This window comes from Flavobacterium kochi (genome assembly GCF_048286715.1).
Lineage (GTDB): Bacteria > Bacteroidota > Bacteroidia > Flavobacteriales > Flavobacteriaceae > Flavobacterium.
Window position 1 is genome coordinate 1 of the sequence record NZ_JBLVPW010000040.1, and the last position, 24,005, is coordinate 24,005.

Annotated in this window: 20 protein-coding genes; 9 read left to right on the forward strand and 11 right to left on the reverse strand. The window is 33.7% G+C overall.

What is annotated here, in order from left to right; translation table 11 throughout:
- Positions 1–431: 431 nt before the first annotated feature.
- Positions 432–1,757 carry an ammonium transporter gene (locus ACNQGH_RS20625; protein ID WP_417957903.1) on the reverse strand — a complete coding sequence of 442 codons (1,326 nt, stop codon included), beginning with the start codon at positions 1,755–1,757 and terminating at the stop codon, positions 432–434.
- Positions 1,758–2,116: 359 nt separating this feature from the next.
- The gene (locus tag ACNQGH_RS20630) at positions 2,117–2,494 is read right to left on the reverse strand and encodes a PH domain-containing protein (protein WP_417957904.1); all 378 of its coding nucleotides are present in this window, start codon (positions 2,492–2,494) and stop codon (positions 2,117–2,119) included.
- A 110-nt stretch (positions 2,495–2,604) separates the two neighbouring features.
- On the opposite strand from ACNQGH_RS20630, the gene ACNQGH_RS20635 reads away from it, so the two are divergent.
- Together ACNQGH_RS20635 and ACNQGH_RS20640 are read left to right on the forward strand one after the other, a co-directional pair.
- Positions 2,605–3,588, forward strand: a complete 984-nt coding sequence (locus ACNQGH_RS20635; RefSeq protein ID WP_417957905.1) for a Gfo/Idh/MocA family protein — start codon at positions 2,605–2,607, stop codon at positions 3,586–3,588.
- A gap of 229 nt (positions 3,589–3,817) precedes the next feature.
- Positions 3,818–4,027: a hypothetical protein gene (locus tag ACNQGH_RS20640; RefSeq protein ID WP_417957906.1), complete on the forward strand. Its 210-nt coding sequence runs from the start codon at positions 3,818–3,820 to the stop codon at positions 4,025–4,027.
- Here the strand turns inward: ACNQGH_RS20640 and ACNQGH_RS20645 are convergent.
- From ACNQGH_RS20645 to panB, 8 genes are all read right to left on the reverse strand, one after another.
- Positions 4,024–4,362 carry a hypothetical protein gene (locus tag ACNQGH_RS20645; RefSeq protein ID WP_417957907.1) on the reverse strand — a complete coding sequence of 113 codons (339 nt, stop codon included), beginning with the start codon at positions 4,360–4,362 and terminating at the stop codon, positions 4,024–4,026. The genes ACNQGH_RS20640 and ACNQGH_RS20645 overlap by 4 nt on opposite strands.
- A 271-nt stretch (positions 4,363–4,633) precedes the next feature.
- Positions 4,634–5,491 carry a KPN_02809 family neutral zinc metallopeptidase gene (gene ypfJ, locus ACNQGH_RS20650; RefSeq protein ID WP_417957908.1) on the reverse strand — a complete coding sequence of 286 codons (858 nt, stop codon included), beginning with the start codon at positions 5,489–5,491 and terminating at the stop codon, positions 4,634–4,636.
- A 99-nt stretch (positions 5,492–5,590) separates the two neighbouring features.
- Entirely contained in the window at positions 5,591–8,995 is a 3,405-nt protein-coding gene (locus tag ACNQGH_RS20655) for a PAS domain S-box protein (protein WP_417957909.1), read from the reverse strand.
- A gap of 789 nt (positions 8,996–9,784) precedes the next feature.
- Entirely contained in the window at positions 9,785–10,555 is a 771-nt protein-coding gene (locus ACNQGH_RS20660) for a DUF2189 domain-containing protein (protein ID WP_417957910.1), read from the reverse strand.
- A gap of 36 nt (positions 10,556–10,591) precedes the next feature.
- Complete coding sequence (locus ACNQGH_RS20665) at positions 10,592–11,329, reverse strand: nitroreductase family protein (protein WP_417957911.1); 738 nt, start codon at positions 11,327–11,329, stop codon at positions 10,592–10,594.
- Positions 11,320–12,648, reverse strand: a complete 1,329-nt coding sequence (locus ACNQGH_RS20670) for an aldehyde dehydrogenase (protein WP_417957912.1) — start codon at positions 12,646–12,648, stop codon at positions 11,320–11,322. The genes ACNQGH_RS20665 and ACNQGH_RS20670 overlap by 10 nt, the downstream gene beginning before the upstream one ends.
- Positions 12,649–12,724: 76 nt before the next feature.
- On the reverse strand, positions 12,725–13,420 hold the full coding sequence (locus tag ACNQGH_RS20675; RefSeq protein ID WP_417957913.1) for an RluA family pseudouridine synthase: 696 nt from the start codon (positions 13,418–13,420) through the stop codon (positions 12,725–12,727).
- A 42-nt stretch (positions 13,421–13,462) separates the two neighbouring features.
- Positions 13,463–14,281 (reverse strand): 3-methyl-2-oxobutanoate hydroxymethyltransferase, encoded by an 819-nt coding sequence (panB, locus tag ACNQGH_RS20680; RefSeq protein ID WP_417957914.1) that lies wholly within the window; start codon positions 14,279–14,281, stop codon positions 13,463–13,465.
- A 202-nt stretch (positions 14,282–14,483) separates the two neighbouring features.
- Here panB and ACNQGH_RS20685 point away from each other — a divergent pair, with 202 nt between their 5' ends.
- From ACNQGH_RS20685 to ACNQGH_RS20695, 3 genes are all read left to right on the forward strand, one after another.
- Entirely contained in the window at positions 14,484–15,596 is a 1,113-nt protein-coding gene (locus ACNQGH_RS20685; protein ID WP_417957915.1) for a sensor histidine kinase, read from the forward strand.
- Positions 15,589–16,275: a response regulator gene (locus ACNQGH_RS20690; RefSeq protein WP_417957916.1), complete on the forward strand. Its 687-nt coding sequence runs from the start codon at positions 15,589–15,591 to the stop codon at positions 16,273–16,275. Before ACNQGH_RS20685 ends, ACNQGH_RS20690 begins: the two co-directional genes overlap by 8 nt.
- Positions 16,276–16,417: 142 nt before the next feature.
- The gene (locus ACNQGH_RS20695; RefSeq protein ID WP_417957917.1) at positions 16,418–18,364 is read left to right on the forward strand and encodes a KUP/HAK/KT family potassium transporter; all 1,947 of its coding nucleotides are present in this window, start codon (positions 16,418–16,420) and stop codon (positions 18,362–18,364) included.
- A 50-nt stretch (positions 18,365–18,414) separates the two neighbouring features.
- Here ACNQGH_RS20695 and ACNQGH_RS20700 read toward each other — a convergent pair whose 3' ends face one another.
- On the reverse strand, positions 18,415–19,842 hold the full coding sequence (locus ACNQGH_RS20700) for an L-serine ammonia-lyase (protein WP_417957918.1): 1,428 nt from the start codon (positions 19,840–19,842) through the stop codon (positions 18,415–18,417).
- A gap of 334 nt (positions 19,843–20,176) precedes the next feature.
- Here ACNQGH_RS20700 and ACNQGH_RS20705 point away from each other — a divergent pair, with 334 nt between their 5' ends.
- From ACNQGH_RS20705 to ACNQGH_RS20720, 4 genes are all read left to right on the forward strand, one after another.
- Positions 20,177–20,857: a response regulator transcription factor gene (locus ACNQGH_RS20705; protein ID WP_417957919.1), complete on the forward strand. Its 681-nt coding sequence runs from the start codon at positions 20,177–20,179 to the stop codon at positions 20,855–20,857.
- The gene (locus ACNQGH_RS20710) at positions 20,854–22,140 is read left to right on the forward strand and encodes a PorY family sensor histidine kinase (RefSeq protein WP_417957920.1); all 1,287 of its coding nucleotides are present in this window, start codon (positions 20,854–20,856) and stop codon (positions 22,138–22,140) included. The genes ACNQGH_RS20705 and ACNQGH_RS20710 overlap by 4 nt, the downstream gene beginning before the upstream one ends.
- Positions 22,141–22,404: 264 nt before the next feature.
- Positions 22,405–22,824, forward strand: a complete 420-nt coding sequence (locus ACNQGH_RS20715; protein WP_417957921.1) for a PepSY-like domain-containing protein — start codon at positions 22,405–22,407, stop codon at positions 22,822–22,824.
- Positions 22,825–22,981: 157 nt separating this feature from the next.
- Positions 22,982–24,004 carry a YncE family protein gene (locus ACNQGH_RS20720; protein ID WP_417957922.1) on the forward strand — a complete coding sequence of 341 codons (1,023 nt, stop codon included), beginning with the start codon at positions 22,982–22,984 and terminating at the stop codon, positions 24,002–24,004.
- Position 24,005 lies beyond the last annotated feature (1 nt).

The window sequence follows — 24,005 nt, forward strand, 5'->3', positions numbered from 1 at the left end:
TAAAAAGCCCCATTTTACTGGCTTTCTTCAAAACAGTAACTCTTTAATCAGGGTAATATCTTACAAATATAATCAAAATTAACTTTTATTTAACATTTGTGCTGCAACTTGGGTTAACTTGATTGAGTTTTTATGAATAATGATTTGGTCGTTTACATATAAAAAACAGGCGAGGCTTAAATAGAAGTCTAAATAGCAGTGATTTGTATCGTAAGGTCTTTAAATTTACTTTGGAGCACCGTACCTGAATTATTTTAATAAAAAATAATAGATTCTTTTGCGATCAGAATTATTGAGTAGCTTTAAGGAAAAGCCTGTTATCAAAGCATTATGGCAGGTTTTAAATAAAGGAAAAAGGTTTGAGTATTATGCAAAAAAAAACACTCTGAAAACTAGTTTCAGAGTGTCTTAATTTATTTATAAAAAGTGATTTACAAATATTCTCCGTGTTGAGAAATATCTAAACCTAATTCTTCTTTATCTTCACTTACTCTTAATGGAGTTATTTTATTTACAACAAAGAAAAGGAAATACGATACTGAGAATGCAAAGATCGAAACAAGAACTAAAGCTTTTAATTGTATTAAAAACAATGTTGCATCTCCGAAGATTAAACCTTGATTATCACCTACGATCGCATTTACAGATTTTGAAGCAAATACACCTGTTAAAAGCATACCTACCATACCACCAACACCGTGACAAGCAAATACATCTAATGCATCATCAATTTTACCTTTAGGGAATTTACTCACCACAAGATTACTTACGATACTGGCAATAATACCAATTGCCATTGCATGAGGAATGCTTACGAATCCTGCAGCAGGTGTAATCGCTACTAAACCTACAACAGCACCGATACAAGCTCCCATTGCAGAAAGTTTGTGTCCAAGAATTTTGTCAAGAAATACCCAACCCATTGCAGCAGCACCAGCAGCAACTGTTGTAGTTCCTAAAGCCTGTGCAGCTAAACTACCAGCTCCCACAGCAGATCCTGCATTGAAACCGAACCAACCGAACCATAATAAACCAGTTCCTAATAGGACATAGGTAATACGAGCTGGGTTCACTTTTTGAACTTTTCTTTTTCCTAAGAACATAGCACCTGCAAGAGCTGCCCATCCTGCACTCATGTGAACTACAGTTCCTCCGGCAAAATCTAATACTCCCCATCCAAATAGTAATCCATCAGGATGCCATGTCATGTGACACAAAGGAGCGTAAACGAATAATATAAATAAAACCATAAATAACAAGTAAGCCCAGAAACGAACACGTTCTGCAAAAGCTCCTGTTATTAAGGCTGGTGTAATAATTGCAAATTTTGCCTGAAATAAGGCGAACAAGATCATTGGAATGGTTGGGGCTAATTCCCAAGCAGTGTTAGCACTTACCCCATGAAAAAATAAGTTTGACACTGGATTTCCTATGAATCCACCTATTGTTGGTCCAAAACATAATCCAAATCCAACAACAACCCATAGAACAGTTACTATAACCATAGCCATAAAACTTTGTAATACGGTACTAATAACATTCTTTTTACCTACCATTCCGCCATAAAAGAATCCAAGTCCTGGAGTCATTAATAATACAAGAGCTGTGGCAACTATCATCCAAGCTGTATCTCCTGTATCTATTTTTAATTCAACAACGTGTGCACCTAAGGTTGTAGATTCAACAAAAAGATGAATTGAAAAAATGGATAATACTAGAATTGTGATCAATATCACACTTAAAATAATCTTTCGCATAGTTTTTAGTTTTAAATTTCGATAAAAATATAAAATGATTTCAAACCCCCTATTAAAAAAGAGTATAATATTTTATTTTTATTGATTTTTCAATTTACACCCCTATATTTTGTGGGTACGTGATAAATCAACATTAAATTTAATGATTTGTTAATGCTGTTTTTCCAAAAAACGACAATTTTTACAAACTATTAAATTTATCATAATATATTAGGAGTCTTTTAATAATGCAAGGGTTATTTGATAATTATACACAATAATAAACATTTTTATCGAGAATTTGTTAAAAATAGCAGATTAAAAAAAACACCTGATACAATTAAAGTAGTAGGTGTTTTCTTTTGTTTTTTGAGAAATTATTATTTTAAAATGTGCTGACTTAAAATTTTGTAAACTTCATTGATATTGTTGCCTCCCTTTCCAAATTGTTTGGCGATCGGATTAGCTTCATTGTTTAACCAAATTTTTAATTCGGCATCCATATCAAGTATTCCTGCGCTTTCTTTTGAGAATTTTTTAATGCTTGAGTAAGGAATGGACATATAATCCACTTTGGTTCCAACCAATTGTTTTTCGACCAAAATCAGCCTTTTATTGGTGAAAATGAACATGTCTTTAATTAGTTTGTATGCTTTCTCAATTATTTCCCCATCAATTAGAATGGATTCAAATTCTTTTGAAACATTTTCGATAGTTACTTCAGATGCGTTGCCTAAAATGGCATTGAATATTCCCATAATTTTTTTTCTAGTTTATAAATTTCAAAAATAAATTAATTTCCGTGTTATTAATGCCAATCTTTTACTAATTTCCGTACAAAATTATATAGGACAGCTAATTATTTTTTATGGAAGAAAAAGTGAAGATAAAATGGGGAATTATAGGTTTAGGCAATATTGCCCAACAATTTGCAGATAATCTGATGCTGGTTCATGATGCTAAGATTGTTGCTGTAGCCTCGCGAAATCTGGAGAAGGCACAAGGATTTGCTGAAAAGTATAATTGTGAAAAAGCCTATGCCACTTATGAAGAAATTTTTGCCGATGAGGAAGTGGATATTTTATATATCGCAACACCCCACAATTCTCATAAAACATTAACGATAAAAGCATTGCAAAGCAATAAACATGTGCTTTGTGAAAAACCAATCGCATTATGCTATACTGATGCCCTTCAGATGATTGAAACTTCAAAAAATAATAATAAATTCTTTATGGAAGCCTTTTGGACGAGATTTAATCCGTCTGTTCAGGAAGCTTTTTATAAGATTAAGAATGGTGAAATAGGTGAAATAAAATATATTAATGCAGATTTTGCATTTCAGGCTGAGGAACTCGAAGGAAACAGAATGACGGATTTAAAATTGGGCGGAGGTGCGCTTTTAGATATTGGTGTTTATCCTCTTTTTTTGTCGTATCTGTTGTTGGGCATTCCGGACGAGATTGCTGCCAAAGCCAATTTTCATAATTCGGGAGCAGATTTACAAACCACAATGATTTTGCAGTATGATGACCGTGCACAGGCAGTTTTGCATTCCAGTTTTCTTTCTTCGTCCAATGGGAAAGCAATGATTAGTGGCACTAAAGGTATAATTAATTTGAGTTCGCCCTGGTATATGGCAAAATCATATACTTTGATAAAAGACAATAAAAAAGTAAAATATAAATTACCAACCAAAGGTAAGGGGTTCACCTATGAAATTGAAGAATGCCATAAATGTATTAAAGAAAACAAAATTGAAAGCTCCCTTTGGTCCCATCAAAATAGTTTGGACCTTATAAAAATAGTTGATGAAGTCAGAAACGTAATTGGATTGGTATATCCTTCTTAAAATATTTTTGGGTTAAAATCCCTTGACTAAATAAAAAAATGTGGTGCTAAGATAAATTTGCAGGTGAAGATTTGAACCGCAAAGGGAACAGGAGACAATAGAAATGAAGTCTTGTGATGCTGCCAGGTTTCAGAATTGTTAACTGTAAACAAGTCTATTTTTACCTTTTGAGGTTTCTCGTAAAGGATTGTTATTTAAAATTTTTAATCTTTACGTAAAATCATACGCTATGAAAATACTTTTACTTTCTATTGCAATGCTTTTGTTCATTACTTCGAAAGATGGTGATACTGTTTATATATGCGTAAGCAAAACAGCTTCAAAATATCATTTAGCTGAAAGTTGCAAAGGCTTAAACCGCTGTACGCACACTGTTTCAAAGGTTACGGTAAAAGAAGCCATAAACATGGGCTACTCCTTATGTGGCTGGGAAGATTAACCCATATAAATTCCAATACCTTTTTCATTAAAAATCACTTTTTGAACTGGTTTTTCTTTCAGGATTGATAAAATGAAACTGAAAATTTCATCTTCACTGGATTCATAACTTAATTTTTTTGGTAAGTTATAGTCAAAATGGATGGTGATATAGGTTGTTGATGCAATTTTTATTTTCATTTCAGAATCGATATAATCGGTACCGTTATCCAGTTCCTGACCAAAATAATCAATGTTCACTAAGTTGTTTTCAATGGCAGTATTTATTATGTCGATTGCATTGGGCTGATAAGGAATATCAAATTTTGGCAGAGACAGTATTAGGGTGTGTTGCATTGGATAAAAGTAATAATTGATACTAACTGGCAAAGTTAGTATTAAAAGAAATCAGCAATTCCTTTTTCTTTAAAATGGGATTGGATTACAACTGTGCTATTGCAGGAAATCTATCACCAGGGCGAATGATCTGACTGTAATAAACTGGTTGTAATTGTATTTCAACCAGTATGTGGAAAGAACAGTTTCTGAAAATCAGTTGGTATGTTTTGGTGATAGGATAAAATACTTTTAGTAGTTTTTGTAAATAATAATTAAGTGTTGGAATGATTTAATTTAGGTCTCTGAAAGTGTCGCCTTGTTTAATATCACCCGTTTCGTATCCTTTTTTAAACCAATACATTCTTTGCTCAGATGTTCCGTGGGTAAATGAATCAGGAACAATTTGTCCTTGCATTTTTGATTGAATGGCATCATCACCTACAGCATTGGCAGCACTTAATGCCTCTTCAATATCACCATCATCCAAAATGTCATTTCCTTTTTGGTAATGTGCCAGTACTCCGGCATAAAAATCAGCCTGCAATTCCAGCGCTACCGATAATTTATTGGCTTGCGCTTCACTTTTTCCCTCTTGAGCCTGTCTCATTTTATCGGAAGTCCCTAATAAATTTTGTACATGATGTCCTATTTCATGCGCAATTACGTAAGAGATAGCAAAATCGCCGCCTTTTGCACCAAATTTGGATTTTAATTCTTCAAAAAAAATTAAATCCATATATACTTTTTGATCGCTGGGGCAATAAAACGGACCGGATGCTGATGAAGCACCCCCACAGGCTGTTTCTACTGATCCTTTAAACAGCACAAGTTTTGGATTTATATATTCCTTACCGTTTTCGGCAAAAATTTTACCCCATACATCTTCATTGTCTGCTACATTCACTTTAACGAAAGCGCCCAGTTCTTCCTCTTCTTTGGTTAAAGGGATACCGGATTCCGTTTGTGTGGATTGATTGCCTTGCATTTGTTCCAAAACCGGAGTCAGTAGCTGTGCGTTTTCACCTCCAAAAAGATTTAATAATAAAATTATGATTCCTATTATTCCACCACCAACGGCTATTTTTCCGCCGGATAATGTTCTGCGGTCCTCTACATTGTCACTTTGTCTTCTGCCTATCCATTTCATAATTTAGAATATTAAATTCAGTTTGTTTCATTAGTGCTACTAAATTAAATTATTTTTTCAAAAGCAGCATTGCTTTTTGTCATTATTAATCGGGACAAATCAGTTGGTCCATTTAGAAAGTGTTTCTTCAATGATTCCTTTTATTATTGGTTTTGAAATATAATCATTCATCCCGGCCTCTATACATTTGTCTTTTTCTTCTTTTTCAGTACCGGCAGTTATCGCGATAATAGGAATATGTTGACCAGCTTTTAACATGCGGATTTCTTTTGTAGCTTCATATCCATTCATTACAGGCATTTGGACATCCATGAAAATAATATCAGGATTTAGGATTTCAAATTGATTAACGGCATCTTTACCGTTTAAAATCTCAGAAATTGTCGCATTGGAATATAAATTTTTAAGTATTGTTTTAAGTAATAACATATTGATTTTATTGTCCTCAACAATCATTATTTTTATCTTTTTTGTTTTTTTGACTGGTACAATTATAATCTCATTTTTATTACTGAGAGTATTGATTTGTGGGGTATCCTCAGGGGTCTGGTCGCTGATTTCTAAATCTAAATCAAAATAAAAAGTACTGCCAACATTAATGGTACTATCCAGTTGTAAACGGCTGTTCATTAAACCCAATAATTGGTTTGAAATGGTTAAGCCTAAACCGGTCCCTCCAAATTTCCGGGTAGTTGAGCTGTCTTCCTGAGAAAAAGCCTGAAAGATTTTCGTTTTATTTTCTTCTAATATTCCCCTTCCGGTATCTGCAACAGCAAAACGGATTTTGGCTCTGGAACTATCCTGTTTTTCAACAACAAAAACATCTAATTTTATAGTACCCCTTTCTGTAAATTTTACTGCATTTGCTAAGAGATTAATTAGAATTTGTTTTAATCGAACACTATCAATCCAAAAATACTTAGGGACATCCAGTGCAATATTTAGTTCTAAACCTAACTTTTTTTGATTGGATTCATATAATATCAAATCAATGATTTGACTCAATATTTCCTTCACATCATATTTCTCAATATACAAATCTAATTTCCCCGCTTCTATTTTTGAAAAATCAAGAATGTCATTGATGATATCTAATAATGAATGTGCCGATTGGTTTACGGTGATCATATATTTTTCCTGGGTTCTTCCAAGGTTTGTTTTCATCAATAAATCAGTAAAACCAATAATCCCATTTAAAGGAGTTCTGATTTCATGACTCATGTTAGCAAGAAATTCTGATTTTGCTTTGTTGGAAGCTTCAGCCAATTCTTTTGCTTTTATAAAGGTTTCAGCTTGTTTTCTTTCCGTGATATCAATGAAAATACCTTCTATAAATGCGATTTTACCCTTTTTATAAATAGCATCTCCAAATTCTTCTACCCATACAATTTCTTTATTTTTATTGAGAATTCTGTAAATTAAATGAATTTGGTTTCCGTTTTGGACGGCTTCTTGCTGCTGTAGTAAAGTCTGTTCTTTATCTTCCGGATGGATCAAGTCTACAAATGACAACCTATTGGTAATAAAATCTGATTTTGGGTATCCGGTCAGTTTTTCAATTTCATCATTGATATAAATTTTAGTGGCATAGTTGTCATATTTTGATAAATAGACGGTCCCTGGAATATTATTAGCCAATAATCTGAATTTTTCTTCACTTTCATATATTGCCGTTTCATTCGTAATTCGTTCTATAGAGACAGCAATGTTTCTTGCCAATGTTTGTAAAATATTGATTTCATCTTCATTCCAGATTCTTTCATGGCGGGTATCATCAAATCCTAAAAATCCATGAAATTTATTTTTTACAAAAATTGGAAAAAGAATTATTGAAATAACATCTACGTGAGATAATTTAGTTCTTAAAGATTCATTTTTAATTTTGGGAACTGCAGCTTCAAAAATCTGATTATTTAAAAGGGGAGTCAGTAATTCTTCAAAAAAATCATGAGGTAAATTTTGAAGCTTTATATTATTTTCAGTTAATTTAATGTTGTTGATTATCCACCGGTACTTCTGGCTTATCAATCCGGTAGTCTGGTCATTTTCATAGTAATAGGCCCTGTGTGATTTGGTAGCTTTACCCATGATTATAAGAACATCCGAAAAAATAGCATTTATGTCTTTACTGTTTAGGAATTTTTCGGTGCAAAGCGCCATAGCAGATAACAGCTCGCTTTTATATTCTAATTTTTTATCCACTTCATATCGCATTTGTGATGCGATTGCCAATGATATGATATCTGATATGGTTCGTGCAAAATTGACGTCTTCGTTATCCCAATTTCTGTTGACTCCGGTAGTTTCAAAGCATAAGATACCAATTAATTCACCATTTGTAAAAATGGGTATGTCGAGCGTGGATCTGATATCATTTTTTGAAAAATAGTTTTCGATGAATTCTGATATTTCCCATTTATCAAAGACATCCGGGGCAACAATTTGTTTTTTATTTTTTATGGCCTCAAAATAAATTGGAAATGTTTTCTGCTCTAAAATATTTCCTCCGGCAAATTCATTGGTATCTAGTAAGTACAAATTTTCACACTGAATTTTGTCTTCAGTATATTTCCAAAAACTAACCCGATTACACTTAGAACCTTTTGAAGCAGTTTCTAATATTAACTTTATACTAATTTCAAAATTTTTAAAATTGCTAAAATTAGTTGTGGATAATTGTTTAATTATTTTGTTGTATTCTTCATTTTTTTTCTGTCGTATCCCGTTTTCAGTTTCGATATTCTTTAAAATAGTTATATCCCTGGCTATACCGGAGTAACCAATTATTTTGGAGGAATCATTTCTGCGAATAATTACTTTTTGGGAAATCCAGACTAATTCACCATTCTTTTTTAATAAAGGAATTTCGATAGTTGGAAAGTTAAATTCGTTTTCTTCCAAATTCTGGTAAAAACGCAGCATCTCATTACTATAGTCCGTTCTTATAAATTCGGAATAATTTCTGGTTAGAATTTCATCCTCGCTATAGCCTAATATTTTAATGGTGAAATCATTGACAAATGTAAAATGACCATCAGCATCTAATTCAAAAATAATATCAGTAGCGGTCTGTACTAAGTTTTTATATTGATTTTGAATCTGAATTTCATTCGTTATATCCTGACCAATTCCGATGAATAAATCGTCTAAGAATTTTTTATCCTTCCATTGGATGTATTTGTATTCCCCATCTTTACATTTTAGTTTCCTGATATATAAATTCTCGTCAGTATAATTTTCATGGTGCTTTTTTTCAATAAATTGCTGATCTTCGGTAAGTTTCCAAAACTCAAGTCCCATTACTTCTTTTGATGTGTATCCTAAAATCTGAGATATGTTTTCACTGCAAAAAATAATTTCTCCCTTTTTATTACTTGCTACCGAGAGTGAATTTCCTTTGTTTACAATTTCATTGGTAAAACTGAATTTATCTTTAATGTTAAGTAAATACATGTGTCTTATGTAATTGATAACCGTAAGTATTAAAGCGTAATTAAATACCATAACAGCAGTATTCAATGGCACTATTTCAAAAATAAAAATGATGATTATGTAGGTAAAAACTAATCCGACAAAAAATAAATATAATTGTGTTGGCTTTAAAATACTGTAGGAAAAGAAAAAAGCTATTATAAAAGCAATAGCGGGTAAGATATCAGGTGTGGAAAAAATCAGATTTCTGCATATAAAAATAAAAGACAACAGAAAAAGCACCTTGAAGATTTGCTGTAGGTTGCGAAATACAAGAGATGATTTTTTACTGATAAAATATACTGCTAATAAAAATGCGCCTATGCTGCAGTTTACGATTAATAAGCTCTTATGCCTTACTTTGAAAATTTCGAAAGTAATTTCAAAGATCGGAATCACAATTCCTAAAAATAAAAGGTAAAGTTGGTATTCTTCACTTTTCGAAGTCTCTTTAGAATAGTTGTGTATGTACTTATTATTTAGAATTGATTTAATTTTTGAAAATTTATAAATCAATAAAAAAAGCAGCAAAAATGAAAATGGAGCAACAATTTGAAATAAATTATTGATTATAGACGCTTTGTCAATTAATAAAAAACGGTTGGAAATGATTGAAGTAGTAAACCAACTTAAAAAAATAAAGTTAGGTTTAGTCAATAGTAAAGAACTACAGTATGATACCATAGGGTATATTTGCTTGGATTTGAACGATTGATTTGGGGACTATCTTTATAATTTTGAAATATATGAATTTTTTCAAAAAAAAACACAACTAAAAATATTTAATTGTGTTTTTTTAAGCCGATTATTATTTACAACACTTTATTCGAACTCCTTTTCAGAATCGATTCCTATAATGGCAACATAAATGGCATAGTACATGGAATACATAAAAGGAATGGTAAAGAATATTCCAATACAACATCCTATAAGGCCGACCATAGAAGCGATTGCGGATACAATAATTAATCCTAAAAGCACTAATGGTTGTTTTGATACAATGATAACGCTTGACTTTATGGCCTCAATAGCCTTTAAATCGCCAAAAATAATAAGAGGAATTGTAAGAAAAGTAAAAAAAGAAACCAGCATGGCAATCAATGATCCCACTATTTTGATTCCGGCATAATCAATTAATGATGACAGCCCGGAACTCAATAGTGAAATAAGGACTGTCGAAATCACAAGTTCTTTAAAATAAGGGGCTTTGTAATATTCTAAAATTGTAGAAACATGAAATTCCTCGTCTTTTTCGCCACAATCTGCCATTTTTATTAATCCGGCAGGGAAAGGACTCAAAAGGCAGGATAAGACTATGGCACCAACTACATAGACGACCATAAAAGTGCCTGAAAAATTTTCGTTTTTTAAATTTTCCAATGATTTTTCATTTAATATCGAAACTCCAAAAGTAAAAATTAGTGCTCCAACTATAAGAATACCGATCAAAACGGAGAAAACGAAAATCATTAAACCTGCATATAGTGCGATTTTTTTATAGTTTTCAAAGGCGTGATTGAATACGTTTCCAAAATCTAATTGGTATCCGTTGCGTTTTATTTCTTCGATCTTTTCTTTAGTAGTTTTCATCATTGAGAGTATTGTTTTTATTGGGTGAATGGAATGTGTTTATATTTTAAAATAGACTTCTTCAAAAGGAATTCTAAAACGTTCTCCATAAACGCCTTGTTCCTCACGAAGACCACAGCCTATGATCATATTGATTTCGGCTGCAGCTGGTAAATGTAATATTTTTTTTATTCTTAATGAATCAAAACCCTCCATTGGACACGTGTCATAGTTTATTGCGGCCATGCTGATCATAAAGTTTTGGGCTGCAAGTCCGGCGCTTTTATGAGCAACGATACGCATATCACTTTGTCTGGCCTCCCTGTAAATAGGTTTGAATATTCCAATAATTTGAAAAGCAATAGATTTGAGCGTTCCAAATATTCCCAGGAAATCAGCGTAGAGCATAGGAATGATTTTTTGATAATAATTCAAGGCAAATTTTTCTCTTTTTGAATAAGCAGATTCATGTTTATCTCCATAAAGTGATTTTAAATGGTTAATATTTGACTGTACCCTTTTTCTCCATAAATCTTTTCGGGCTACAACAATAACCATTTGTTGTGCTGTTTTTGCTGCATTTTGACCGAAACTTGCCGCTGTCACTTTTTGCATAATTTCAGGAGCGACAATATGATAAAATTCCCAAAGCTGCAGATTGCTGCTTGTAGCTGCAAGTGTTGCTAATTGGATGCATTCTTTTACTTTTTGCGCATCAATGGGTTGGTTTTTAAAAGCCCGAACAGACCGTCGGTACTGAATGGCTTCACTTACCGATTTTTCACTGGTTACAACCATTTTAATAATTTTTTAATTGTTTTTAGTTTATCAGTATATGGTGCATAACGAAGTGGTAAATCTAACCAGTTGGCTCTTTTTACGATTCCTTTTTTATGCGAAAAAGTGTCAAAACTCAAGCGGCCATGATACGCCCCTATACCACTATGGCCAACACCTCCAAAAGGAAGTCTTTTGTTAGCAAAATGGACTACAGTATCATTGATACAGCCTCCTCCAAAAGAATATTTGTATATGATTTTTTGTGCAAAGGAATGATTTTCAGTAAAAACATATAAAGCCAGAGGTTTCTCGTATTTAGAGATGATACCGCTTATTTCGGTCTCATTTTCATAAGAGAGAATAGGAAGTAAAGGGCCGAAAATCTCTTCTTTCATAATCAGACTATCCGTACCCGATTCATCGATAAGTGTAGGAGCGATGAAGCAATTTTCAATTTCAGTTTGTCCTCCGAAGATGACCTTGTCCTGCTCAATCATATTGACTAACCGCAGCCAGTTCTTTTGATTTATAATTCGTGCATAATCGGGTGATAGTATCGGATTTTCACCATAGGCTTTCGTGATTTCCTCTTTCATGAATTCGATGAAATGACTTTTCATGTTTTTCTGAATCAAAATATAATCCGGTGCAATGCACGTTTGCCCTGCGTTAACAAATTTTCCCCAAACGATTCTTTTGGCCGCGAGTTTTAAATTAGCGGTTTCATCAATAATACAAGGGTTTTTCCCTCCAAGTTCCAATGTTACGGGAGTTAAGTTTTCGGCAGCCGCTTTGGCAACAATTTTACCAACGGGAATGCTTCCGGTAAAAAAGATGTAATCCCAACGTTGTGAAAGCAGGTTCTGAGTGACTTCAACACCGCCCTGGATAACTTCCACATGACTGAGTTGAAATGTTTTCTCAATAATTTTCGTAATTATTTCAGCTGTTTTTGGTGTCAGTTCAGAAGGTTTAAGTACCACTTGATTACCGGCAGCAACCGCTGATATTAGAGGACAAAGTGCCAGTTGAAAAGGATAGTTCCAGGGCGCTATAATTAATACTTTGCCGTAAGGTTCTTTGTAAATAGAATCGGTGGAAGGGAAATTGAGAATGGAAGGGAAAACCTTTTTTGGTTTAGCCCATTTATATAAATTTTTTATGGTGTCTTTTAATTCAGAAATAACGTAGTTGGTTTCTGTGAGTACCGATTCAAAAGCCGGCTTTCTGAAATCATCATGTAAAGCCTGAATAATTTCATTTTCATGAGTAATAATTACATTCAGTAACTTTGTTAAAGTTTCTTTTCTAAATCCAATAGTAGTTTTATAATTCATTGGGCACGCACAATTTATTTAGTGCTATGCAAGTTAATTTTTATAATTTACAAAATGAATTATTCTTTTAAAAAAATCATAGCGCATCCCAGATTGAATCAGATGGAGTGGGGGCCGTTATAGTTATGGCTTCTTTGGTAACAGGATGGATGAATGTTAATTTCCTGGCGTGTAAATGGATCCCGCCATCAGGATTACTGCGATCAAAACCGTATTTTAAATCCCCTTTTATAGACGAGCCGATAGCCGAAAGTTGTGCTCTGATTTGATGGTGTCTTCCAGTATGAAGATTAATTTCCAAGGCAAAATAGTTGTTGAGTTCCTTAAATATTTTATAATCCAAACTGGCTAATTTACTTTCAGGGACTTCTTTTATATGCGCTTTTGAAGTATTTTTTTTTTCGTTTCTTTTGATATAATGAACGAGCGTATCCTGCTCTTTTGAAGGTTTGTTTTTTACTATTGCCCAATAGGTTTTCTGAGTCTCTCGATTGCTAAACAATTCATTCATTCGGGTTAAAGCCTTACTTGTTCTTGCAAAAACAACAATTCCCGTTGTTGGTCGGTCTAAACGATGTACCACGCCAAGGAATACTTCACCGGGCTTATTGTATTTATCTTTGATGTATTCTTTGACAACATCGCTCAAAGGTTTATCTCCGGTTTTATCGCCCTGCACAATATCGCCCACCCGTTTATTGACCACAATAAGGTGATTGTCTTCGTGAAGAATTTGCAGGTTATTTTTATTGGAAATTATTTTGCTGGACACTTTTATGCTGTTTTTCTGTAAACGGAATACTACTGCTGACTATTAATATTGTTCATTGGAATTTGGAAAATCGCTCGATTTCACATCAGCAACATATTGACTGATTGCAGTTGTCATTCCTTCATATAAATTCATGTATCTTCTTAGGAAACGCGGGCTAAATTCATTGTTCATTCCCAGCATGTCGTGAATAACTAAAACTTGTCCGTCAACACCGCCACCAGCACCAATACCGATTACCGGGATTGAAATACTTTTGGCTACCTGTTCCGCTAAATGGGCAGGGATTTTTTCAACAACCAATGCGAAACAGCCTAGTTTTTCGAGTAATTTGGCATCTTCCATTAATTTATGCGCTTCTTCTTCTTCCTTGGCACGAACCGTATACGTTCCAAATTTGTAAATAGATTGCGGGGTTAGACCCAAATGTCCCATCACCGGAATCCCTGCGTTTAATATTTTCTTGATAGAATCTTTGATTTCTTTTCCACCTTCCAGTTTTACGGCATGTCCGCCGCTTTCCTTCATGATTCTGATGGCAGAACGCAACGCTTCTTTTGGATCCGACTGATAACTTCCGAAAGGCAAATCAACCACAACCAAAGCTCTTTCTATTGCTCTTACAACTGAGGATGCGTGATATATCATTTGGTCCAAAGTAATAGGTAAAGTCGTTTCGTGTCCGGCCATTACATTTGAAGCCGAGTCACCAACAAGGATTACATCGATTCCAGCAGTATCAACAATTTTAGCCATGGTATAATCATAAGCGGTCAGCATGGAAATTTTCTCTCCATTAGCTTTCATTTCAATTAATGACTTTGTTGTAATTCTTTTGTAATTTTTTTTTGCTACAGACATTGTGGTTTACGATTTTAAGTATTAAAAACACGATTTGAGGCTGTAAAAGTAATGAAATTGAATTATTAAGCGGGTTAGATTGCTTCTTTTTTAGGAAATCAGCAAAAGAAATCTTTATAAAATCTTTATACCATGTTCAGATATATTATAAAATACTTACAACATATCATTTAACTTTGTATTGTTAATAATAAGTATTATTGTGAAAAGTATATTAAGCCAGATCAAAAAAGAAAACCAATACCTAATATGTGTATTGTCTGTAAGCATAGTTGCTTCACTGTGTTTATTCATTAGAGATTATCTGGATTACAAAATTGTGGGGTATTTATTGCTGGTTGTCGTTTCTTTATTAGCTACATTTTTAGATATTTTCCCCGTTTTGTTAAGTGCTGTCTTAAGTGCTTTAATCATGAATTTCTTTTTCTTGAAACCCTATTATACATTTCATATTAGCAATGCAGAGGATTCTTTATTATTGTTTTTGTTCTTTCTGATTGCACTTATCAATGGCGTTTTGACCCATAGAATCAGAAAAGCCGAAAAAATATTGCAGATAAAAGAAATTAGGGTAAATACAATGAAGTTGTACAATGCCTTACTGGATTCTTTATCACACGAATTGCGTACTCCCATTTCTACAATTATGGGTTCCATAGATACGATACAAAGTAAAACGGTAGCTATTTCCGAGGAGAATAAACAAAAACTATATTCAGAAATCGAAAAAGCATCTTTGCGACTGAATCATCAGGTGGAGAATTTATTGAATATGTCCAGATTGGAATCAGGGGTAATACAACCAAAAATGGACTGGTGTGATTTAAAAGAATTGGTTTATAATGTTTTGGACAGCCTAAAAGATGATTTACAGTTTCATAAAATTGCAGTTATTGCCGATGAAAACTTACCACTTTTTAAATTGGATTATGGCTTAGTGGAACAAATAATTTACAATTTAGTTTTTAATGCATCACAATATACGCCAAAGGGAGCTAAAATTGAAATCAAAATAGCCTACAATGCCGATGTCGATTTTGAATATAATCCAGATAAATTAATGCCATGTGTCATCAGTATTTCCGATGATGGAAATGGCTTTCCCGAAGCGGAAATAGACAAAGTCTTTGATAAGTTTTACAGACTGCAAAATTCTAAAACGGGAGGGACCGGACTGGGATTGTCTATAGTAAAAGGTTTTGTAGAGGCTCAAAACGGTAAAATTACCATGGAGAATAAAGAGGAGGGTGGTTCTGTTTTTAAAATCTATTTCCCAACATTAGTAATGAATACAACAGCCATTTCAAATGAATAATTCAGCCGAAATATTAATCATAGATGATGAAATCCAAATTAGGAAACTACTGGAAATCGCCCTGGATTCAAATGGGTATAAAACTTTTTTTGCCGTAAATGGAAAGGAAGGCATAGCCCTTGCAGCGAATCATCAGCCGGATTTGATTATCCTGGATTTAGGTTTGCCAGACGAAGACGGACAGATCGTTTTAAAAAGACTGAGAGAATGGTATAAGAAGCCCATCCTAATTTTAACGGTAAAAAATACCGAAGAAGAAATTGTAAAAGCACTCGATAACGGGGCCAATGATTATTTGTCAAAACCATTCAGAACCCAGGAATTATTGGCTAGAATTCGTACCGCTTTAAGAAATTTAAACCAAAATGAGAACGAACCAATAATTGAGTTTGGCGAAATTTCGATTGATTTCACCTCCAGGATCGTGAAGTTAAAAAACGAAATTCTAAAATTAACAACAACTGAATATAATCTGCTTTCTATTTTGGTCAAAAATGAAGGCAGAGTACTCACGCATCACTATCTGCTCAACCAGGTTTGGGGCAACAGCTATTCCGACCAAACACAATACCTGCGTGTTTTTGTGGCACAACTTCGCAAAAAAATTGAAAAAGACCCCAACCGTCCTAAATACATCATCACCGAATCCGGAGTTGGTTATCGCTTTAACACCAGTTAATATTCACTGTTTAGAGTAATCGGCTTTAAACAAAAATCAAAAACAAGAAAAAATCATCGCATTGTATGTTTCGGACATCACGATAAAGATTCTATTGTCCAATAATTAATTAAGTTCTGCAATCTAAAAATCTAAAATTAAAATGAATAAATCAACCCTTCAAAAAGTAAGTGCCGCATCGCTTTTAGTCGCACTGGGAATTATTTATGGTGACATAGGAACCAGCCCGTTATATGTTATGAAAGCTATTATCGGACAAAGAGAAATATCAAAATTGTTAGTTTATGGCGGTATTTCCTGTATCTTTTGGACACTTACATTTCAAACTACATTTAAATATATTTTCTTGACACTATCAGCAGATAATCATGGTGAAGGTGGTGTTTTTTCACTTTATGCCTTGGTGAAACGTTTTGGAAAAGGCAAATTGGTAATTCCGACAATACTTGGAGCAACCACACTTTTGGCAGATGGAATTATTACGCCACCCATTTCAGTGGCTTCTGCCGTGGAAGGTTTAGGAGACGTGTTTCCCAATATCCCAACACTTCCTATCATAATAGTAATTTTATCAGGATTGTTCTTTTTTCAACGGTTTGGAACCCAAAAAGTAGGTTTCTTTTTTGGGCCGGCTATGGTAATCTGGTTTTCGATGCTTTTAGTATTGGGATTTGTGCAAATACTAGATCATCCAGCTATTTTGACGGCATTAAACCCCATGTACGCGTATGAATTATTAGTTGAATATCCGCATGGATTCTGGCTGTTGGGTGCTGTTTTCTTATGTACAACTGGAGCAGAAGCATTGTATTCGGATTTAGGGCATTGTGGGAAGAAGAATATCAGAATCACATGGATTTTTGTAAAGATTGCTTTAGTTGTCAATTATTTAGGTCAGGCTGCCTGGCTTATGAACCAAGGTAAACCGTTACTTGAAGGAAGAAATCCTTTTTATACAATTATGCCACAATGGTTTCTTTTTTCAGGTGTTATCATTGCCACTTTTGCAGCTATTATTGCTTCGCAGGCCTTAATAAGCGGTTCCTATACCTTAATAAATGAAGCAATGTCACTCAATTTTTGGCCTCGGGTTGCCATGCGAAATCCAACCAACCTGAAAGGACAAATATACATTCCTTCGGTAAATACAATTCTTTGGGCAGGCTGTATTTTGATGATTTTGTATTTTAAAAACTCCTCAAATATGGAAGCGGCTTACGGATTTTCAATTACCATTGCTATGCTGATGACCACCGTCCTTTTAAATTATTATCTGATTTATATAAAAAAAATGAACAGGATTCTGATAGCGCTGATTATTGCAGTATTTAGCATTATTGAAATCGCATTTTTTGTTGCCAATATTGTAAAGATCAAAGAACGTTGGATGTTCCTGTTTTTTGAGCTGTTCATTTTTATGACTATGTATACTTGGTTTTTTGCAAGAAAAATCAATAATAAATTTCTAAAGTTCACCAATTTATCCGAGCATACGCAGCAGCTTCAGGAACTGAGCAATGATATGAGTATTCCAAAGTATTCAACCCATTTGATTTATCTGTCTAAGGCGGACAGAAATTATGAAGTGGAAGAAAAAATATTGAAATCCATTTTTTCCAAAAAACCAAAAAGAGCAGATGTGTACTGGTTTTTTCATATCAACAGAACCAATGATCCTTTTACTCTAAATTATGAAGTAATTGAATTATTGGACGACAAAGTCATTAAAATTGTTTTGAATATTGGTTTTAGAATCCAGCCCAAAGTGGAATTGTATTTCAAAAAAATAGTACAGAATTTGGTCAAAAATAAAGAATTGAATTTGCATATTCGTCCGGACGGTTCTACAAAATACAATGCCGAGCCCGATTTTAAATTCATTATTTTAGAAAAGTTTCTGTCGGTAGAAAATGAATTTGCTGTTAAAGATGCTTTATTGTTGAATTCCTATTATATGCTTAAAAACTGGTCACTTTCAGACACTAAAGCATTTGGTTTGGATAAAAGCGATGTCGAAATTGAAGAGGTGCCTTTCGTATACCAGCCTATACTAAAATTAGAGTTGGAAAGAAAAAAAGAGGTAGGATAAGTAGGTAGTAATCCGTCGCAGATTGTGGTAAACTGCGACGGACTACTTTTTTAACAATCTGCCATATTCACAGCGATTGCTAAACCTCCTTCGGAGGTTTCTTTGTATTTATTATTCATGTCCTTAGCAGTCTGCCACATCGTGTCGACCACTTTGTCTAAAGGAACTTTTGCGTTTTTAGGGTCCGTTTCTAATGCTAATTCAGCGGCATTAATGGCTTTTAGGGCTCCCATCGTGTTTCTTTCGATACAGGGAATCTGGACCAATCCGCCAATCGGATCACAAGTCAGTCCCAAATGATGTTCCATGGCAATTTCTGCAGCCATTAAAACCTGTTCCGGGGTTCCGCCCATTAATTCGCACAGCGCAGCGGCAGCCATTGCCGACGAGACGCCGATTTCTGCCTGACAGCCGCCCATTGCAGCGGAAATAGTGGAACCTTTTTTGAAAATGCTTCCTACTTCACTGGCTACCATAAGGAATTGTTTGATTTCTTTTTCGCCCGCATCATGGTTTTCGATCACTAAATAATACATTAAAACGGATGGGATAACGCCTGCACTACCGTTAGTTGGAGCGGTAACCACGCGCCCTAAAGCGGCATTGACTTCATTTACAGCCAGAGCGAAACAACTCACCCACTTTAATATTTGACGGAATTTCACTTCGGTCTTGCGGATTTGTTCCAACCAAGTTTGCGGAGAATCATAGTTTGCTAAACCAATGAGGTTTTGGTGCATATCAAATGCACGGCGACGGACATGTAATCCTCCGGGTAAAATACCTTGAGAATGACAACCGATATACATACATTCCAACATCGTATTCCAGATGCGCATCAATTCATGATTGATTTTTTCTTCAGAGCGCATTGATTTTTCGTTTTCATAAACAATTTCCGATATCTTTTTATTTTCTTTTTTACAGTAGGCCAAAAGTTCAGTGGCCTTGTCGATCGGGAAAGGAAAAGCACATTTTATGGCAATTTTTTTTCTGGCATTGATGCGTTCTTCTTTCACAACAAATCCGCCCCCAATAGAGTAGAAGGTTGAAATATATTCTTTATCATGTGGCATGTAAGCTGTAAAAGTCAAACCATTCGCATGAAAAGGAAGAAAGTTTTTATTGAAAACAATGTCTTCTGAAAAATGGAAAGAAATTTGGTTTTCATTCCCAAGATTGATTTCATTTTTTTTCTTAATTGATTGTATAATTCCATCAATACTGGCCACTGGAATATATTCAGGATCCTGTCCGCTTAAACCAAGCATAATTGCCAGATCGGTTGCGTGACCTTTTCCCGTAAGGGAAAGGGAACCGTATAAATCTATTGTTACTTTTGTTACCTTATGGATTAGGTTTTCATCTCTCAATTCAGCAAGAAAACGTTCCGCCGCACGCCAAGGCCCAAGTGTATGTGAACTCGAAGGGCCGATGCCAATTTTAAGCATATCAAAAACGGAGATACATTCTTCCATAATTTAGTAGTAGGTTTTTGAGCAAATATAAATCAAAGAAATATAGTATTTTCTATAAAAGAGTTTTTAAATATCATTTTAACAGCTAAGAAGTCGTATTGCTAATGATTCAATAACAACTAAGAAGTTTAAGAGATGGGTTGTGCCACCACTGAAACTTCAGTTTTAAAAGTATAACAGGGGTACTATTTAATTTATTCTGGCGACTTTATGTTTTTGCTTCTTAAAAATGCTGGGTATTTGAGCTAATTGGAACGACTGAAATATTGAAATCGCTTAAATTTGGTTTAAAAACAGAATTAGAATAGATTTTAGCTTTATTTTTACATTACCTATGAAAATATTACTAGTAGAAGACGAACCGGAATTGCAAAAAAGTATAGAGCAATACTTTGAAATGGAAGGGAATATTGTAGAGATTTCTCCTGATTTCTCTCATGCCCGGCAGAAAATTGCAATTTACGATTACGATTGTATTTTGATAGATATTACTTTGCCATACGGTTCTGGTTTAGATTTAATCAAAGAAATTAAACGAAAAAAATCCAGAGCTGGCATTATAATAATTTCGGCAAAAAATTCTCTTGATGATAAAGTAACTGGTTTAGATCTTGGTGCGGATGATTATTTGCCGAAGCCATTTCATTTACCGGAACTCAATTCACGAATTAAAGCTTTGATCAGAAGAAAAAGTTTTGATGGAAATTTGGAAATTAGCAGCAATGAAATAAAAATTTTGCCTAACGAAAGGCGTGTTTTGGTTCACAATAAGGATGTGATTTTGACTTCAAAAGAATATGATTTATTGCTGTATTTTATAGCCAATAAAAATCGGGTCGTGAGTAAAAGTGCGCTCGCAGAGCATCTTTGGGGAGATAATTCGGATCGCTTGGATAACTTCGATTTTATATACAATCATGTAAAGAATCTGCGTAAAAAATTATTGGAAAAGAAATGTGAAGATTATTTACAAACCATTTATGGAATAGGTTACAATTTTAAAACTCAAGAATGAAATTATTAGCCAGGACAAGTTTGTATTATTTAGTTTTGAGTGTCCCGATATTAATTCTGTCCGGATTTATTTGTTTTTATATCATTACAAAAGAGGTTAGAGGCAGTAACGATGAACTATTGTTAAATCGCAATGCGTTAATTGAGAATTATTTAAAAGAGAATGACACGATTTATTTGAAAATAATTGCTAAAAGCAGGGAAGCAACAATTAAAAAAATAGCCACAATGCCTGCTTTCAAAATAAGGAGGGCTACTTTTTCAGATACTTTAATTTTTGATAAGAAAGAAAATGAACTGGCAGAAAACAGATTGCTTTCTTCTGTTTTTAAAGTTGGAAATACTAATTATTCCATTAAAATATGGAGAAGCACCTTAGAATATAATGAATTATTCAGAGGCATTTTTACCTCCTTAGTTATTTTATTGATTTTGCTTTTCATAACCTACCTGATCATAAATTTTTGGATTTCTAAAACGGTTTGGAAACCCTTTTATCAAACGGTATCCAATTTAAAGAAATTTCGTGCCAGTGACAACGTAATTCCGCGTTTCGCAAATACTTCTGTAACAGAATTTGATGAACTGAATCTTTCGCTGAACGTTATGATGCAGAAAATGATAGTTGATTTTAATAGCCAAAAGAAATTCACTGAAAATGCTTCGCACGAAATTCAAACGCCGTTAGCTGTTATAAAATCGAAGATTGATTTACTTATCCAATCGGAAAATTTGAAAGAGAATGACGTAAAACTGATTAGTGCGATCGATGATGCTTGTTCTAAAATAATTCGGTTGAACAAATCATTTTTATTACTTACTAAAATTGAAAACAGACAATTTAACATCACAGAAAAAGTGTCTTTTCAAAATACAGTTGATAGCTCCTTAGTTTTTTTTGAAGAGCATATTCAGGCCAGTAGCATTGCGATAATAAAAAATATTGAAAGTGATTTTTGTGTTGTGATGAATGTTGATTTGTGTTTGGTGCTGGTCAACAATTTATTGCAAAATGCGATAAGACATAATATCAGTAGCGGTAATATTGATATTTTTATACAGGAAAATAAAATTACAATCTCAAATTTAGGGGATGATAAACCAATTGATAGTGTGTTATTTGAACGCTTTCATAAAAACACTACTTCACAAGAATCATTAGGGCTTGGATTGTCTATCGTTAAAGAAATTGCTGCGATAAGCGGATTGGTATTTAATTACAAATATACTGGTGGCAAACATTGTTTTATTTTGACAAGGGATACTGATTTTGAATTGAAATAAAAAAGGGTTCGTTTGATGAAACAAAATTATTTTGCCACTATTCGGTTTGGACAATAGTCATCCAAAAGAAATTATTACAGTAGTTTTTGGAGCTATAGAAACTCGTTTCCTCCAAATTATTGACTGGAAGTGTTTTGTAAATAATGGGCAGAGTACTAAATCACTCCATTTTTATTTACTGTTTTTGGAATAGAATTAAAATAGAATTGTGTTTGATATTTGTATTATAAAATTATTTACAACTAACTTTTAAATTAAAGAAAAATGAAAAAATTAGTAATGATTGTATCAATTGTATTACTATGCGGTTGTGCATTTGCAGGTACTCCACCGGATGCAGTAAAAAAAGCGTTCGCTAAAAAATTTCCTACTGCAACAAAAGTAAGCTGGGGAGTGGAAGGTCCAAAAGAATGGGAAGCAGAATTCATATTTGAAGGAAACCGGATTTCTGCTAATTTTTCAGAAGACGGAACTTGGCTGGAAACAGAAAGAGAAATTAAAGCATCTAATTTGCCAAAAGCAGTTTTGGCAACGGTGAAATCGAAATACAGTGATTGGAAAATTGCAGAAGCTGATAAAACGGAAAGTTCGAAACACGGAACCATTTATGAAGTAGATTTAAAAAAGGGGATGAAGAGTAAAAGCCTTGCTTTTAAAGAAAATGGCATGTCGATAAAAGAATAATTTTCTTTTTTCAATAGATTGATATTCAGAGAGAGTTGGGTTTGATATTCAACTCTTTTTTAATAAGTAAAAAGTTCTATTTTTCGATAGCATTAAAATAGATCAGAGGTATTATTTGCCTTAAAATTCGTCAGCATTAACTTTTAAATTTTTAAAAATGAAAAAAATACTACTATCCTTTATAATTATTGTCTCTATTTCGGAGAGTTACAGTCAAACGTATAAAGTATCCAAAAAAATCAATATTTCCGGCAATGGGAGCTGGGATTACCTCGCCGTTGATGATATGGCCCAACATTTATTTGTTTCGCACGGAAATGTTGTAAATGTTATTGATTTAAAATCAAATAAAGCGATAGCAGTCATTCCGGATACAAAAGGCGTTCATGGCATTGCCATTGCAAGTGACTTAAATAAAACATTTATATCCAACGGGAAAGATAATTCCATTACAGTTGTTAATTTGAAAACATTTAAATTAATTGAAAAAGTGAAAATTACAGGAATTAATCCAGATGCAATTTTATACGATCAATTTTCTAAAAAAGTGTTTATTTACAATGGGGAAAGTAATGATGCGACAGTTATTGATGCCCATACGAATAAAGTTGTGGCAACAATTCCTTTAGGAGGAAAACCAGAGTTTTCGGTGTCCAATACCAAAGGGTTGATTTATGTAAATATTGAAGATAAAAATGAAATAAAAACGATAAATGCTTCAACATTAAAAGTTACAAACAGCTGGAGTATTGCACCCGGTGATGAACCTTCAGGATTGGCAATAGACCTTATTACGAATAGGTTATTTTCGGTTTGCAGCAATAAAGTAATGGTAGTTGTTGATGCCGCAAACGGAAAAATTATAAAGACTGTGCCAATTGGAGCTGGTTGTGATGGAGTTGCTTTTGATGCCAAAAAGAATCTTATTTTCAGTTCCAATGGTGAAGGATCCATTACGGTGATAAAAGAGAATAATGCCAATACTTTTTCAGTAGTTGAAACGGTAAAAACTCAAAAAGGAGCCAGAACAATTGCGCTGAACAAAACCACAGAGCAACTGTATCTGTCGGTGGCAGATTTTAGAGTAAAACCGAAACCAACAATGGAAAGCCCGAAACCACGATCAGGAATTGTACCTAATTCTTTCACTGTTTTAGTTGTGGGACCAATTTCTAAATAGT